This is a genomic window from Clostridium disporicum (assembly GCF_001405015.1).
GTDB lineage: Bacteria > Bacillota > Clostridia > Clostridiales > Clostridiaceae > Clostridium > Clostridium disporicum_B.
On the sequence record NZ_CYZX01000015.1, the window covers coordinates 41,365 to 58,143 of the forward strand.

18 protein-coding genes are annotated in these 16,779 nt (G+C 30.0%); 4 read left to right on the forward strand and 14 right to left on the reverse strand.

Translation table 11 applies throughout. The features are described from left to right. Positions 1-180: 180 nt before the first annotated feature. The 14 genes from ARA56_RS10840 to ARA56_RS10905 all read right to left on the reverse strand — a co-directional run bounded on the left by ARA56_RS10840 (position 181) and on the right by ARA56_RS10905 (position 13,803). Positions 181-909 carry a GntR family transcriptional regulator gene (locus tag ARA56_RS10840; RefSeq protein ID WP_055266584.1) on the reverse strand — a complete coding sequence of 243 codons (729 nt, stop codon included), beginning with the start codon at positions 907-909 and terminating at the stop codon, positions 181-183. A 249-nt stretch (positions 910-1,158) separates the two neighbouring features. Continuing rightward, the gene (locus ARA56_RS10845) at positions 1,159-1,719 is read right to left on the reverse strand and encodes a hypothetical protein (RefSeq protein WP_055266586.1); all 561 of its coding nucleotides are present in this window, start codon (positions 1,717-1,719) and stop codon (positions 1,159-1,161) included. A gap of 232 nt (positions 1,720-1,951) precedes the next feature. Further along, positions 1,952-2,863: a DNA-3-methyladenine glycosylase family protein gene (locus ARA56_RS10850; protein WP_055266588.1), complete on the reverse strand. Its 912-nt coding sequence runs from the start codon at positions 2,861-2,863 to the stop codon at positions 1,952-1,954. 86 nt (positions 2,864-2,949) lie between these two features. Further along, positions 2,950-3,375, reverse strand: coding sequence for a C-GCAxxG-C-C family (seleno)protein (locus ARA56_RS10855; protein ID WP_055266590.1), 426 nt, complete (start codon positions 3,373-3,375; stop codon positions 2,950-2,952). A gap of 82 nt (positions 3,376-3,457) precedes the next feature. Further along, positions 3,458-3,928, reverse strand: coding sequence for a hypothetical protein (locus tag ARA56_RS10860; protein ID WP_055266592.1), 471 nt, complete (start codon positions 3,926-3,928; stop codon positions 3,458-3,460). Positions 3,929-4,177: 249 nt separating this feature from the next. Continuing rightward, positions 4,178-5,026: a 3-hydroxybutyryl-CoA dehydrogenase gene (locus tag ARA56_RS10865; RefSeq protein WP_055266595.1), complete on the reverse strand. Its 849-nt coding sequence runs from the start codon at positions 5,024-5,026 to the stop codon at positions 4,178-4,180. 38 nt (positions 5,027-5,064) lie between these two features. Continuing rightward, complete coding sequence (locus ARA56_RS10870; protein ID WP_055266597.1) at positions 5,065-6,096, reverse strand: electron transfer flavoprotein subunit alpha/FixB family protein; 1,032 nt, start codon at positions 6,094-6,096, stop codon at positions 5,065-5,067. Between the two features lie 19 nt (positions 6,097-6,115). Continuing rightward, positions 6,116-6,895: an electron transfer flavoprotein subunit beta/FixA family protein gene (locus ARA56_RS10875; RefSeq protein ID WP_055266599.1), complete on the reverse strand. Its 780-nt coding sequence runs from the start codon at positions 6,893-6,895 to the stop codon at positions 6,116-6,118. A 13-nt stretch (positions 6,896-6,908) separates the two neighbouring features. Continuing rightward, complete coding sequence (locus ARA56_RS10880) at positions 6,909-8,048, reverse strand: acyl-CoA dehydrogenase (RefSeq protein ID WP_055266601.1); 1,140 nt, start codon at positions 8,046-8,048, stop codon at positions 6,909-6,911. 35 nt (positions 8,049-8,083) lie between these two features. Next, entirely contained in the window at positions 8,084-8,878 is a 795-nt protein-coding gene (locus ARA56_RS10885) for a short-chain-enoyl-CoA hydratase (protein WP_055266603.1), read from the reverse strand. Positions 8,879-9,240: 362 nt separating this feature from the next. Beyond that, a complete protein-coding gene (locus ARA56_RS10890; RefSeq protein ID WP_055266605.1) occupies positions 9,241-9,900 on the reverse strand; it encodes a redox-sensing transcriptional repressor Rex in 660 nt (219 codons plus the stop codon). Between the two features lie 184 nt (positions 9,901-10,084). Then, positions 10,085-10,651, reverse strand: coding sequence for a manganese efflux pump MntP (locus tag ARA56_RS10895; protein ID WP_055266607.1), 567 nt, complete (start codon positions 10,649-10,651; stop codon positions 10,085-10,087). A 287-nt stretch (positions 10,652-10,938) separates the two neighbouring features. After that, positions 10,939-13,431: a heavy metal translocating P-type ATPase gene (locus tag ARA56_RS10900; RefSeq protein WP_055266610.1), complete on the reverse strand. Its 2,493-nt coding sequence runs from the start codon at positions 13,429-13,431 to the stop codon at positions 10,939-10,941. Positions 13,432-13,446: 15 nt separating this feature from the next. After that, on the reverse strand, positions 13,447-13,803 hold the full coding sequence (locus tag ARA56_RS10905; RefSeq protein ID WP_055266612.1) for an ArsR/SmtB family transcription factor: 357 nt from the start codon (positions 13,801-13,803) through the stop codon (positions 13,447-13,449). Between the two features lie 219 nt (positions 13,804-14,022). Here ARA56_RS10905 and ARA56_RS10910 point away from each other — a divergent pair, with 219 nt between their 5' ends. Genes ARA56_RS10910 through manZ form a run of 4 tightly spaced genes read left to right on the forward strand, consistent with a single transcriptional unit; the run spans position 14,023 to position 16,598 of the window. Further along, on the forward strand, positions 14,023-14,448 hold the full coding sequence (locus ARA56_RS10910) for a PTS sugar transporter subunit IIA (protein ID WP_055266614.1): 426 nt from the start codon (positions 14,023-14,025) through the stop codon (positions 14,446-14,448). Then, positions 14,445-14,930 carry a mannose/fructose/sorbose PTS transporter subunit IIB gene (locus tag ARA56_RS10915; RefSeq protein ID WP_055266616.1) on the forward strand — a complete coding sequence of 162 codons (486 nt, stop codon included), beginning with the start codon at positions 14,445-14,447 and terminating at the stop codon, positions 14,928-14,930. Before ARA56_RS10910 ends, ARA56_RS10915 begins: the two co-directional genes overlap by 4 nt. Before the next feature lie 41 nt (positions 14,931-14,971). Then, a complete protein-coding gene (locus ARA56_RS10920; protein WP_055266618.1) occupies positions 14,972-15,760 on the forward strand; it encodes a PTS mannose/fructose/sorbose transporter subunit IIC in 789 nt (262 codons plus the stop codon). A gap of 16 nt (positions 15,761-15,776) precedes the next feature. Then, complete coding sequence (manZ, locus tag ARA56_RS10925; RefSeq protein WP_055266620.1) at positions 15,777-16,598, forward strand: PTS mannose transporter subunit IID; 822 nt, start codon at positions 15,777-15,779, stop codon at positions 16,596-16,598. The last annotated feature ends 181 nt before the right edge of the window (positions 16,599-16,779 follow it).

Here is a 16,779-nt window from a genome sequence, read left to right on the forward strand (position 1 = left end):
AATATAACCACCTCTCACATTTAATTAATATTTTATTTCTCAATCCCATATTTCTACAGGTAATTACCAGTTGTCGTATAGATTTACAATTCTATTTAGTTATCTCTTCTATAACCAATTTAATTAAAGATAACTAACTTTATTTTTATATACAAATCTCATTAAGTAAAATCTATATTATTATTTGTTTAATAATTGAACTCTATATTTGAACTTATCACCACGAGCTATCCCAATTGTATATTCTATTAAAGTATCATGATCGTAAGTAAATCTCTCTATTCTTAAACTAGGAGCCCCTTCAGGTATCTCTAAATATATGCTTTCTAATTTTTTAGTAATAATAGGTTCAAAATACTCCTCTGCTGAAGTAAGCTTTGCACTAAACTCATTTACAAGCACATCATACATAGGCATAATCTCTAATTTATCTTTACTTAGTCCAATAAATAAATTATATGGTAAATATGTTGTCTCATACATCATCGGTATATCATCAGCTTTTCTTATTCTAGTAATTTTATATACAAGCTCATCATCACTAATCTTAAACATACGACTAATCTTTTCTTCAGCCCTTATTATTTCAAATCCTACAACTTCTGAATTAGGTTTCTTTCCTAGTTTCTTCATCTCTTCAGTAAATGAATAAAAAGAAATTAGGTCCTGATTTAACCTTTTTGGTGATACGAAAGTACCCTTTCCATGAACTTTATATATATAACCTTCCTTTTCAAGTTGATCTAAAGCTTGGCGAACTGTAGTCCTACTAACATCATATATATCACATATCTCTCTTTCAGAAAGAATTTGCTCATGCTCTTCCATATTTTTTTCTATTTTTTCTACTAATATATTTACTAACTGTAAATATAGTGGTGTCTTTAAATTCTTATCTATACTATTCATTCTTATCTCCTAAACTGGTAATGACCACTTAATATTATTATAATTCTTTTCCTAATATATTCCAACTAGATTTTCTATTATCTAATAAACTTTTCAACGACCTTTTTAGATTCTTTTCTAATTGCAAACACTTAAACTTAAATATCTAAAAAATTTGTCTAAAGCTCAAAAAAATACAATATGTAATTATTAGACAACTTATTGCCCATAACTACATATTGTTAATTGTTTTTTATATGATTATAAATTTTAACTAGCAGTCTTATAGCTACTTCTAAAGAATAATTGATAATTTAAAATATTAATAATTGATATTATAACTAAGAACAATCCTGTAAATTCAATTGATATAACAACCATGCTAATCATATATAGAAGTAAACTAGCTAAAAATATTATTACTACATTCCATATTTTTATATTAGCTTGTTTTTTGCTTATTATCTCCATCATTTGAGCTTCTGATAAATCTTCATTACTATACTTTTTAGAAAGCATATTAGTTCCAATAGTTGTGATAAGCTGTTTACTAACAAAATCACAAATAAAGATTATAAATAATCCTATAATTGATAGTAAGAAAATTTGATAATTACTTACATCTAAAGAAAGCATAACTGTCGATGCTTTAAATGTAGCAAATAAGCTCACTGGAAGCAATAATATTATAGGTAACATTACTAGACTAAACATAAATGTTATTTTTAAGTTTTCTTTAAAAGACTTTCCTTTGTTTATCGTAGCTGTCAAAATAAAAGAAAAAATTAAAATTACTAGTATTGCTATTAGTGCTGTAATAATGTACTTCATCCCATATCCCCCCTTAAATTCATTAATCCCTTTTATACTTTATATAATGTATTAATTATATAACATAATTTATATTTTGTATATTTTTTATAATTTTACCTAATTTTTTAATAATTATATGCAATAAAAAACCTCTTTTTTATATAGTTTGTTTAAATATTTTATCAACATTATATAATTCTATATAAAAAAAGCAGCTATTGCTGCTTTTTTACCATTAACTTATACTATTTTAAAGTTTTATATTATTTTCTCTAGCATAATAGAAAAGATATTGTTGTGCTAGGCCTGATAATTCACCGAACTTATCTCTTCCGAAAACTCTAATCTTGTTTAATGATACATCTGGAGCTACATAAAAATGAATCATTGCTCTCTTAACCCAAACATCAACTGGGAATGCTGATTTCTTTGCCATTGAGAATAACATTATACAATCTGCCACTTTAGCACCTACTCCCATAAATTGTTGAAGGGCTACGTGACATTCATCGGTATTTAAGGACTTTATATAATCTAAATTATAAATCTTTAATTCCTCATTATCTGGATTTTCTAATGCTTCATTAACTTTTCCTATAGTATCTAATATGTACTTACTTCTAAACGATGCGCCTGTATCTTTTATTTCTTCTAAAGTTGCATCTTTGATTTGTTCTGGAGTTGGGAATGCATAATAAGTATTTCCTTTATACTCAATTTTATCTCCCCATCTTTCAGATATCTTCTTAATTGTCTTCATGATAGCCGGAATACTATTTCTTGCAGATACTATGAAACTTATTAACATTTCAAAAGGTTCTTGATTTAAAATTCTTATTCCATATCCAAATTCAACACTTTTTCTTAAAATTTCATCTTTCGCAAGTTCTTCTTTTAATTCAGAGTAATTTGTATTTAAATCTAAATAATCTTTCCATATCTCTTCGAAATCATTAAGATTCGTATTATATATAGTTACATCATCTCCATTTTGTACAATTTCAATAACTCTTCTGTATGCAACTACAATATAATTTGTATCAGATATCTTTTCCCATCTAAAACATTGTCCACACTCAAGTATTTGCTTTATATCAAAGTTTTTTACACCTTTTATCATTATAGAATTATCATCAATTTGTATTACTTCTTTATAATCCATAAAACACCTCTGTTTGTTTAAAATAAATTTATGGCTTACGCTATATATTTAATTTTATCTTTTCTTTATTCCTTAATTAATATTCATTATCTATTAATAGCATAATGCTCGCTATACTCTTTAACTATTTCATCTAAAACCTCTGCTGCAGTGATCATCATTTTGGTACATCTTGGTACACCTTGCTCATAATACTTATCTTTTAATGGTAAACAATCTAAAGAGCCCATTCTTTTATAGTATTCATTCATAAATTTAACTGTCATAGCTCTTACTTGCGGACTTTGATGTCCTCTTTCTGTAGTAAACATTATACCTAATGTTGCTATAGACCCAGTAATTGCACCACATATACTTCCAATAGCCATTCCACCGCCAAATGATGCCATAGTCATTAAAGTTTGCTTGGATATATTTAAATCATATTCCTCATTTGCTGCAACAAGCATACATTCAGCACAATTCAAATCATATTCTTTATCATAATATTTAATCACTCTATCAACTAACATAAGTTTCTCCCTTCATAGTTATCTAGCTTTTCTTACGTATAATAATTATTATATATTAAATTTTATTATTTAACAAAATATATTATTTTTTATACAAATTTTGATAAGAAATTATAAAATGCGAAACTCCAAAAATTATCATAATTCCAACAGCTATATAATTATTCATCCATAAAGATGCAAAAATAAAATATAAAACTGGAAAAATAGCTAAAGGGATAGGTACAAATAAAAAGTTCTTTCCAAGTAAACTGTCATTCATACCACCTATAAAATATCTTATCCAAACCATATAATATAAAGCTAAAAATAATATACTTAAATATAAAAATGGATTTTTAAAATTTAATTCTTTATAGCTAACAAAAAAACAAATAAAAATTGCAAATAATATTCTACTTCCTTGCTCTATTACTTCAATAATAGAAGTTCCATTAGACGTAACTGTGCTTTCTTTTTTAGGAGCTACCATAAAATAAACAATATTTATAAGCATAGGTAATAAAAATATAATTAATCCTATAACAGAGAACTTAAACTTCAATTCAAACAATAAAAACACCCCTTTTTTAATATGGAACTATTTTATCACAAAAAAAGGATATAGAAGTGCTTTTACCAAAAACACTTCCATATCCTAGTTATCATTTAACGCTAGGCAAAATATATCTAATTTAAGTTAGTACTTTCTCTTCCTCTTTGCATTAGTAAATCTTTCACTTCTCGTAGAAATTTTTCACTTCGTTCAATGAATTCCATTTGGCGTAGTTACCTTTCACCTGAGACAGGGATTATTATATAACTACTTGCTATAATCGTAGAATCCTTTTCCTGTCTTTCTTCCTAACCATCCAGCTCTAACATACTTTCTTAATACGTTACTAGCTCTATATTTATTATCTCCAGTTTCATTATATAAAACATCCATAATAGCTAAACAAACATCTAATCCTATTAAATCACCTAAAGCTAAAGGTCCCATAGGATGATTTGCACCATATTTCATAGCTGTATCTATATCTTCAACAGATGCAATTCCTTCTTGAAGTATAAATGAAGCTTCATTTATCATAGGAATAAGTATTCTATTAACTACAAATCCTGGAGCTTCTTTAACTTCTACAGGTTCTTTTCCTATTGCTAAAGCTGCCTCTTTTACTACATCAAATGTCTCTTGAGATGTAGCCATCCCTCTTATAATTTCAACTAACTTCATTACTGGAGCAGGATTAAAGAAGTGCATTCCAATAACTTTATCAGGTCTTGATGTAGCTGAAGCTACTTCTGTTATAGATAAAGAAGAAGTATTTGAAGCTAATACAGCTTCTGGTTTACATATCTTATCTAATTCTGCGAATATTTCTTTCTTAATTTTCATATTTTCGATAGCTGCTTCAATAACTAAATCACAATCAGCAGCTAGATTCATATCAGTAGTTCCAGAAATTCTTGAAAGTATTTCTTCCTTAACTTCTTCAGTAATTTTTCCTTTAGCTACTTGTTTAGATAATCCTTTATTAATAACAGAAATTCCTCTTTCTACAAATTCATCTTTTATATCTCTAACTATAACTTCATATCCCTTTTGAGCAAAAGCTTGAACTATTCCAGCACCCATAGTTCCAGCACCTAAAACAAAAATCTTTTCCATATCCCTTATTTCCCCTCTCATATTAACATTTCATATAACTACACTAATTCTACAGCTATTTCTGATTCCTTAGATTCCATTGATTTTAATTCACTTATCATTTCTGGTATTACTTTATTTAAATCTCCAACTATTGCATAGTCTGCAACTTTCATTATTGGAGCAGTTTCATCTTTATTTATAGCAATAATCATATCTGATTCTTGCATACCAGCGACGTGTTGAATCGCTCCTGAAATACCACAAGCTATATATATGCTTGGTCTTACAGTTTTACCTGTTTGCCCAACTTGATAATCTCTTTCTATCCAACCTTTATCCACAGCACCTCTTGATCCTCCAACTACTCCACCAAAAGCATCTGCTAATTCTTGAAGTAATGTGAAGTTTTCTTTAGATCCTACTCCTCTACCACCTGATACTATAACCTTTGCTTCACTTATATCTACAACTTCCTTATTAGCTTTTACTATTTCTAAAATTGTAGTTCTTATATCTGAAGCTTCTAATTTAACTTCTACATTTTCCACTGTAAAATCATAATTCTTTTCAGTTAATCTAGAGAACACGCCTGGTCTTACAGTCGCCATTTGTGGTCTGTGATCAGGACAAGCTATTGTAGCCATAATATTTCCGCCAAAAGCAGGTCTTGTTGCTAATAATGCTCCATTTTCAACTTCAACAGCTAAAGATGTACAGTCTGCAGTTAATCCTGTTCTTAATCTTGCCGCAACTCTTGGTCCTAAATCTCTTCCTATAAACGTTGCTCCTATAAAGAATATTCCTGGCTTTTTATCATTAACTAAATCACAAAGAACTTTTGTGTATCCATCAGTAGTATAGTTTTCTAACTCAGCATGGTCAGCTACTAATACTTCATCAGCACCATACTCTCCTAATTTATTAGCTAAATGTCCAATATTATTTCCTAATAATACAGCTGTTAACTTAACTCCTAATTCGTTAGCTAATCTTCTACTTTCACCTAATATTTCTAAAGATACTTTTTGTAACTCACCATGTCTTTGTTCAGCGAATACCCAAACTCCTTGATAATCTGCTATATTCATCATAAATCCCTCCATTCTCTTAGATGTAATGTTTTTCTTTTAATCTGCTTAAAACATATGATACTGCTTCTGGTACTGAATCTTTAACTATTTCTCCTGCACCTTTTGCTTCCTTAGTCATTGATTTCTTAACCTTTGTAGGTGATCCATTCAATCCTATTTCATTAGCTTCTACATCTAAGTCAGCTGATGTCATTATCTTTACTTCTTTATTTGCTGTATCAAATATTAATCCAACATTCATATATCTTGGATGATTTAATTCTTCAATAGCTGTTAAAAGGCATGGTGTCTTAACCTTTATTAATTCATATCCATCTTCTAAAGCTCTATTTACTATTAAGTCACTTCCATCAAATTCAACATTTTGTACATAAGTTACTTGAGGAATTTCTAAATGTTCTGCTATTTCTGGACCAACTTGAGCTGTATCTCCATCAATAGCTTGTCTTCCTCCAAATATTATGTCATAGTCTAATGTTTTAATAGCTGCTGCTAAAGTCTTCGATGTTGCAAGTGTATCTGCTCCTCCAAAGGCTCTATCTGTTAAAAGTATAGCTTCATCAGCACCCATACATAACGCTTCTCTTAAAGCTTCTTTAGCTTGTGGAGGTCCCATACTTATTACTGTAATATGAGCTCCATTTTTTTCTTTTATTTGTAATGCAGCTTCTAAGGCATTCTTATCTTCTGGATTTATTATTGAAGGTACACCTTCTCTTATTAAAGTTCCCTTAACTGGATCTATTTTTACTACTGTTGTATCTGGTACTTGTTTTAAACAAACTACTATATTCATATAAAATACCTCCCTATCTTAATGCTGCGCCTGAGATAACCATCTTTTGAACTTCTGAAGTTCCTTCATAAATCTCAGTTATCTTAGCATCTCTCATCATTCTTTCTACTGGATAATCCTTAGTGTATCCATATCCACCATGAATTTGAACAGCCTTAGTTGTTACTTCCATAGCAACTTCAGCAGCAAATAATTTAGCTCTTGCAGCATCTACTGTGTAAGGTAATTTATTTTGTTTAAGCCATGCAGCTTTATATACAAGGTGTCTAGCAGCCTCAATCTTAGTGTCCATTTCAGCTATCATCCATTGTAATCCTTGGAAAGCACCTAAATTTCTACCAAATTGTTTTCTTTCTTTCATGTATTTAATAGCTTCTTCATAAGCTCCTTCAGCTATCCCTAATGCTTGAGCTGCTATACCTATTCTTCCTCCATCAAGAGTCTTCATAGCCATACCAAAGCCTTTTCCTTCTTTACCAAGTAAATTTTCCTTTGGAACTATACAATTTTCAAATATAAGTTCAGTAGTTGAAGATCCTCTTATTCCTAGCTTCTCTTCTACTTTACCAATAGAGAATCCTGGGAATGACTTTTCAACTATAAATGCCGATATACCTCTAGTTCCTTGTTTTTTATCCGTCATCGCAAAAATTACAAATATATCTGCAACTCCTCCATTAGTTATAAATATTTTTGAACCATTTAAAACGTAATGATCTCCTTCTAATACAGCTGTTGTTTGTTGACCTGCAGCATCCGTCCCAGCTCCTGGCTCTGTTAATCCAAAAGCACCTATCTTTTCTCCTTTAGCAAGTGGAACTAAATATTTTTGTTTTTGTTCCTCTGTACCAAAATCATTTATTGCTCCAGCACTTAATGAAGTATGTGCAGAAACTATAACCCCAGTAGTCGCACAAACCTTAGATAATTCTTCTACCGTTAAGATGTAAGATAAAACATCTCCACCTGCTCCACCATATTCCTTAGGAAATGGGATTCCCATCATTCCAAGCTCACCCATTTTCTTAACATTATCTATTGGGAACTTTTCAGTTTCATCAACTTCAGCAGCTATAGGTTTTACTTCATTTAAAGCAAAGTTTTTAACCATTTGCTTTACTAGTTCTTGTTCCTTAGTCAATCCAAATTCCATATTTGTTACCTCCTACTCCTTACATCCCTTTTTATCTATCTATTTTGGAAGTTCTTAGCTCTTTTTTCTAAAAATGCAGTCATTCCTTCTAATTGATCCTCTGAATCAAAACACTTACCAAAATCTTCAGCTTCAACTTTAATAGCTGAATCTATATCTACTTGAGTTCCTCTATTTATTGCATCCTTACATAACTTAACTGCTATTGGTGCATTTGCAATTATTGAACCTGCCATTTTTTTAGCTTCATCCATTAAACTTTCTACAGGCACCACTTTATTAACTAATCCTATTCTTAAAGCTTCTTCAGCATTTATCATCGCACATGTATATATAAGTTCCTTAGCTTTTCCTGCTCCAACTAATCTTGGAAGTCTTTGAGTTCCACCAAATCCTGGAGTTATTCCAAGTCCTGCTTCTGGTTGCGCAAACCTAGCTTTTTCTGATGCTATTCTTATATCGCATGCCATTGCAAGTTCACAACCTCCCCCTAAAGCAAATCCAGGTATAGCCGCAATTACAGGCTTGTCTAATGTTTCTAATCTTCTAAATACTTTATTACCAAGTAATCCAAACTCCTCAGCTTCTGTTGAATTTAAATCTTTCATTTCTGCAATATCAGCTCCAGCTACGAAAGCTTTTTGACCAGCTCCTGTAACTATTACACAATAAATATCACTATTATTTTCAATGCTATCTATTACTATGTCTAACTCTCTCAAAGTGTCTGAATTTAAGGCATTTAAAGCTTTTGGTCTATTAATAGTAATAGTCGCTAAATTACCTTCAGTTTCAAAAATTACATTTTTTAACTCAACATCAACTTGCATTCTCAACATTCCTCTCTTTTATACAAAATTCATCATCAAAAAAAGCATAAATCATCACCAATTGTTAATTTTATAACAATTATCGCTAAAAAAATATACTTTCTTGTCGTCTTCAGTATAGTAATTGGAATAATTTAATTTCTGTGATTATTATATTACTTTACAAAGAGCTTTTCAATAACTTTTTACATTTAAGTTATTTTTTACCATATTTAATTTTATCTGCTCTTTTCACAATCAAAATTAAATATAATCCTCCTAAAAAATAAAAAAATATACTTTCAAAATAGTAAATTATTACTACTTTGAAAGTATATATGTATATATTATGTTCTCATTAAATAAATATTCTTTTTCTAAGACTATTCATCCTGTTGATCTTGTTCATGTTCTGCTGCTTCGCTATGCATTAGATATATTAAAGTTAATAAACTCTCTGATAGGTGTACATTTTCAACTATTACGTCACTTGGTACTTTTAAATCTACAGGGGCAAAATTCCATATTCCCTTTATTCCACATTTAACTAGAATATCACATACCTTTTGGGCATTTATTCTTGGTACACAAATAATTCCAACGTCTGTTGGGTTTGCTTGTGCATATCTTTCTAACTCATCAATATCTTGTATCTCAATATCTCTAATCTTCATTCCTAATAATTTTGGATTTGCATCAAAAATTGCATTAATATTTAATCCTGCTTTAGAAAATCTATAGTTAGCAATTGCTTGACCTATATTACCAGCTCCAACTATTAAAGCTTTATATTCTCTGTCTAACCCTAATATTAATCCTATTTGGTTATAAAGATCTTTTACATTATATCCATAGCCTTGTTGTCCGAAATCTCCAAAATTATTTAAATCTTGTCTTATTTGTGAAGCTGTAAAACCTATTTTTTCCCCAAGCTCTTTTGAAGAAATTCTATCTACATCATTTGCCATTAACTCTTGTAGATATCTATGGTATTTAGGTAATCTTTTAATTACAGCCATAGAAACGTGTTTTTTTCTTTCCATAATCTAAATTCTCCTTAAAGTATCTTATATTTAATTAAGTCCACTTTCTCTACTTTTATACATTGATAATATAATAACATACTTTTAGCAAGTATTCTATATATCAAAATAATATAGATGAGCTATTTTCGTAAATATTTTTTTATTAAATGTATATCAAACAAGTAATAGTGTATATTATTTTTTAAAATATTCCAAGGTGTTCTAATAAAATTTTTACCCCTATTAATATCAGAATAACTCCACCAACCATTTCAGCTTTACCTGAAAATAAATCTCCAAATATCTTTCCTATTATAACACCTATAGCTGAAGTTACAAGGGTTATTATTCCAATAATCAATACAGCAGTTATAATATTTACATTTAGAAATGCAAAACTAACTCCTACAGCTAATGCATCTATACTTGTTGCAATAGCTAATATAAACATTCTTTTCATTCCAGTATCTACTTCATCATCCCCATCTTCATCAGGATGAATTGCTTCATAAATCATTTTTCCTCCAATAATAGATAAAAGAATAAATGCTATCCAATGATCAAACTTTTCGATATAGCTACTAAACCCATTTCCTAATATCCATCCAATTAAAGGCATAACTCCTTGTGCTATACCAAAAAACAATCCTGCTTTTAATGCTATTCTCCATTTCTCCTTTACTGGAATTTTTAGACCTAATGCTACTGAAACAGCAAAAGCATCCATCGCTAACCCTACTGCTAAAAAAACTAAACTTAATAAATCCATAATCTCCTCCACATTTTAAACTCTTATATTTTTATATTTAAATTAATATTAATACCTATCAATTATTTTACTTAAAGTTTCATCTTATTTTTCCTAAAAAAATAGAGACTTATGTATAACGTAGCAGATTCGTTATACATAAGTCTCACAATTTAAAACAAAGCCAGATGTATTCACATCAATATGTTGACTTTGTTACAAGATGCGATGATCTTGCATGCTACTCCCTTATGCCCAAATATTCTCGACTTTTAAATTATAATTAAAGTAAATTTCTTTGTCAACTTTTATCTAAGACACCTTATAGAGTTAATTACAGCTAATATTGTGACACCAACATCAGCAAATACAGCTTCCCACATAGTACCAATTCCAAATGCAACTAATATCATTACTATAGTTTTTACAGCTAATGCAAATATTATATTTTGCCAAAGTATTTTATTTGTTTTTCTTGCTGCTTTTATAGCATCAACTATAGATTTAGGATCATCTTTCATTAATACGACATCTGCAGCCTCAATAGCCGCATCTGAACCAATTCCTCCCATAGCTATTCCAATATCTGCTCTTGCAAGTACTGGGGCGTCATTTATTCCATCACCAACAAAAACAAGCTTTCCTTTTGAAGATTTAATATTCATTAACTTTTCAACTTGTTCTACTTTATCAGCTGGTAATAATTCTGAATAAACTTGATCTAAACCTATTATCTTACCTACTTTATCAGCTACAACTTTATTATCCCCAGTAAGCATTACAGTATTTTTTATTCCAATGCTCTTTAATGTTTCTATTGCTTCTTTAGATGTTTCTTTTATCTCATCTGATATAACTATATTTCCCTTATACTTACCATTGATAGCCACATGGACTATTGTACCAATAGTATCTACTTCATTAAATTTGATATTAAATTTATTCATTAATTTGTAGTTACCTAAAAGTACTTCATTTCCTTCGATATTAACTTTTATTCCATGACCTGAAATTTCTTCATAATTAATTAAGCTTTCTTTATTTATTTCTTTTCCATAAGCCTTAACTATTGACAAAGCTATAGGGTGATTAGAATTACTTTCACCATACGCCGCTAACTTTAGTAACTCATCTTTATCTATATTATTTGTATTTATTTCTGTTACTTTAAATACTCCTTTAGTTAAAGTACCTGTTTTATCAAAAACTACTGTTTCCACATCTTTTAATGCTTCAAGATAGTTACCACCTTTAACTAATACACCTTTTTTAGATGCACCGCCTATTCCTGCAAATATTCCTAGAGGAACTGATACTACTAATGCACAAGGACATGAAACTACTAATAAAGATAATGCTCTATATATCCATACAGAAAATGTTTGATCTTTCATAATTAATGGTGGAACTACAGCAACTAATAAAGCTATTAAACAAACTACAGGTGTGTAAATCTTAGAGAACTTCGTTATGAACTTTTCTGTTAAAGCTTTTTTATTTGAAGCATTTTCAACAAGTTCTAAAATTCTTGCAACAGTTGATTCTCCATACTCTTTTGTAACTCTTACTTTTAATACTCCAGTGTTATTTATAGCACCAGCTAATATTTCTGTATCAACGGTTATTTCTCTAGGAACTGATTCTCCTGTTAGTGCAGACGTATCTATAAAACTTGTTCCATCTACAACTATTCCATCTAAAGGAACTCTTTCACCTGGTTTTATTATTATTATTTCATCAATTTCAACATCTTCCGGATCTACTCTTATCTCATTTCCATTTTCTAATACAGTTGCATAATCTGCTCTTATATTCATTAAAGAAGATATAGATTTTCTTGATCTTTCAACTGCATACTTTTGGAATGCTTCTCCTATTTCAAAGAATAACATAACTGCTACAGCTTCTGGATATTCCCCTATAGCAAAAGCTCCTAAAGTAGCTATAGCCATTAAGAAGTTTTCATCAAATACTTCTCCTCTTAATATATTCTTTGCTGCCGTTATCAGAACATTCTTACCAATAATCAAATAAGTTGCTGCAAAAAATATAAAGGCTATTAACGGATAACTTTCTAACATAACAGCAAGAACAAATCCTAAAGTACCTATAACTAGAAATATATTTTCTTTTACATAAGACATTGTAGTTTTCTTTTCTTTTTCACATACTACCTCATTCGAAGAACTTGCATCACTTAAAATAGTTCTATTCCTTTTTCCTTTCTTGCTTGTTTCCTGTAATTCAACTTCAACATCAGGTTCTAAACTTTTTACTATTTTATTAATTTCTTTAAATGCTTCCTCTATTTTATATCCTTTATTTAACTCCACTAATAGAGTTGTAGTTGCAAAGTTTATATTAGCGTACTTTATACTATCAAGGTTTTTAACTTTCGCTTCAATTTTATTTGCACAATTTGCACAAGTTAATCCTTTTAATAATATCCTATTACTTTTATTTACTGTTTTATCATTTGTATAATTATCGCTATGATTATTTATGGTGCAGCAACCATCTTCACACCTACTTATTGTTCTAGCAGGACGTTTTATATTACCTTTTACTTCTTCAACAATAACATCTTTTTCGATAGACTTAACTATATCTTTTATTTGATTTATTATTTCTTCTTTATTATGATTAACAAAAACTTCAGCAATTAAAGTACTCGTAGCGAAGTTTACAGTAGCTTCTTTTATTCCATTTATATTACTTACTTTGCTTTCTATTTTATTAGCACAATTTGCGCAACTTAAACCTTTTAATAACAGCTTAACCTTTTTAACATCATCATCCATATAAATACTCCTCCTTTATTCTGAAATATGTCTAAATCCTTCATCAAAAATATGCTTAATATGTTCATCATCTAATGAATAATAAACAACTTTACCTTCTCTTCTAAATTTGACTATTCTTGCAGCTTTTAATCCTCTTAATTGATGTGATATAGCTGATTGGCTTATATTTAGAAGCGCCGATAAATCACATACGCACATTTCAGCTTCAAATAGTGCACAAAGTATTCTTATTCTTGTTGTATCTCCAAACACTTTGAAAAACTCAGCTAGTTCATAAAGCGTCTCCTCTTTTGGCAATTTATCTCTTACTTCTTCTACTACATCTTTGTGTATCACATTACATAAACAGCTTTCATTTTTCTCTTCCATCTTAATCCCCCATTCATATGAATAGTTGTTCATATGTTCATACTTATATATTATGCTTACCCTAGTATTTTTGTCAACATTATCTCTATATTAAATTTTCAAAATATGAAATTTTTTCATTCTATTCACAATAAATTAACATATAAATATAAAGTAAATATTTTAGACATTATTTTTATTATTCACAATTTTTAATATAAAAATCGAGGAGATGATTTAATGGTATCGCTGATAATTGGAACACATGGTAGTTTTTCTAGGGAACTTATTAATTCAGCTGAGCTTATTTATGGAAAGTTAGAAAATGTTAACTATATAACCTTTCTTCCTGGAGAAGGTCAAAAAGATTTGATTGATAAATACAACACTATAATAAATAAGCTTGATAAAGATTCCGAAGTTCTTTTTTTAGTAGATTTATTTGGTGGTAGTCCATTTAATACAGCTAGTATGCTATCAATAGATAACGTTAACATGGATGTCGTTACTGGAGTAAATCTTCCTATGTTATTAGAAGTTTATTCAAATATTGATAATTCTTCATTAGAAGAATTGGTATCAATTGCTGTTAATTCAGCTCAAAAAAGTATCTGCTCATTAAAGAAATCTATAGATTTAAATAGAGAGGATGATGATTTATTATGAAAATTGGATTAGCTAGGATTGATGACAGGTTAATTCACGGACAAGTTGTAACAGTATGGACAAAAGAATGTAAATGCCAAAGAATAATTGTTTGCAATGATGAAGTTGCTAACGATAATCTTAGAAAAACTTTATTAACTCAAGTTGCTCCTCCTGGAGTAAAATCTCATGTTGTAAGTATAGATAAAGCTGTGAGGGTTTACAATAATCCTACTTATGCAAATGATACCGTATTATTATTATTTACTAATCCTACCGATGTAGTAAGACTTATAGATGCCGGAGTAGATATTAAATCTGTAAACATTGGTGGTATGTGCTTTAAAGAAGGTAAAAAACAATTAACTACTGCAGTCTCTGTAAACGAAGAAGATGTTAAAGCTTTTAGATATCTTGATAGCAAAGGTATTGAATTAGAAATAAGAAAGGTTGCATCAGATTCAAAAACTAATATTATGCCTCTGATAAATAAAAATTTTTAATTAGCCTATAAATTTTTTATATAAAAAAGGGAGGTTTATTTATGTCAACTATTCAAATTATCCTTATCTTCATAGTTGCATGTATATCTGGTATGGGTAGCGTTCTTGATGAATTTCAAACTCATAGACCACTTATAGCGTGTACACTTGTCGGACTTATTTTAGGTGATCTTAAAACCGGTATCATCATTGGTGGTACCCTAGAAATGATGGCACTTGGATGGATGAACATCGGTGCTGCAATGGCTCCTGATGCTGCTCTAGCATCAATTATCTCTACAATTATAGTTATATCAGGAAAACAAGAAATGGGTGCTGGTATTGCTCTAGCAGTTCCACTAGCTGCTGCAGGTCAAGTTTTAACTATATTCGCTAGAACTATAACAGTATTCTTCCAACATCAAGCTGATAAATATGCTGAAAAAGGTGATTTAAAAGGAATTGATATGTGTCATCTATTAGCATTAATAATTCAAGCTCTACGTGTATCTATTCCTGCATTAATAGTTGCTATATTTATAGGAACTGAAGCTGTTCAAAACATGCTTAATGCTATTCCTCAATGGTTAAGTGGAGGACTTGGAGTTGCTGGTGGTTTTATAGTTGTTGTAGGATATGCAATGGTTATAAATATGATGGAGGCAAAATATCTAATGCCTTTCCTATTCTTAGGATTCGTAGTTGCTGCATTTACTGACTTTAACCTTATAGCTCTTGGTGTTTTAGGAACAGTAGCTGCAATAGTTTATATTCAATTAAATCCTAAATATAACGAATCTAAAACTGTTACAGTAGTAAGCAATACTGATAATGATGATTTATTAGACTAAGAAAGGAGTGTAAATAATGAGTGAAATAAAATTAACAAAACAAGATCGTATTCATGTATTTCTTCGTTCTAATCTTCATCAAGGTTCTTGGAACTTTGAAAGAATGCAAGCTTTAGGATATTGCTATGCTATGATACCTGCAATAAAAAGATTATATCAAGGTGAAGACAGAAAGAAGGCATTAAAAAGACATCTAGAATTCTTTAATACTCAACCATTTGTAACTGCTCCTATCTTAGGTGTTAATCTGGCTATGGAAGAACAAAAAGCAAATGGTGCAGATATAGATGATGGTTCAATTAACGGTTTAAAGGTTGGTTTAATGGGCCCTTTAGCAGGTGTTGGCGACCCAATATTCTGGGGTACTTTAAGACCAGTAACTGCTGCATTAGGAGCTTCCTTAGCACTTACTGGTAGTTTGCTTGGACCTCTTCTTTTCTTCCTTCTATTCAATGTAGTTCGTCTTGGATTTAGATGGATAGGTATCGAATATGGCTACACTAAAGGTACTGATATAATCAAAGATATGGCCGGAAATAAGCTTCAAAAACTAACAGAAGGAGCTTCAATTCTTGGTTTATTCGTAATCGGAGCTCTAATTTGTAAGTGGACAACTGTTAATATTCCATTTGTATTAGCAGAATACACTGCTCAAGATGGTACAAACGTAGTTACTACAGTTCAAAGCGTACTTGATAGCTTACTTCCAGGATTAATTCCTTTATTGATGACTTTTGGTTGTATGAAACTTCTTAAGAAAAAAGTTAATCCTTTATGGATAATCTTCGGATTATTTGCTATTGGAATTATAGGATACTATTTTGGCTTCTTAGCTTAATTGAAATAAAGTGCGAAGCACTTTAGAGAAAAGTTTGACTTCGTCAAAGGAGAAAAGTTAGCTAACGCTGAAGGGAAAAGGTCACTTACGTAACAGGGAAAATATTGCTTTTCGCAATAATGAAAAGTCTGAGTATTGCACTTTTTTCTGCTACGCAAGTAGCATTTTCACCTTAACTTAA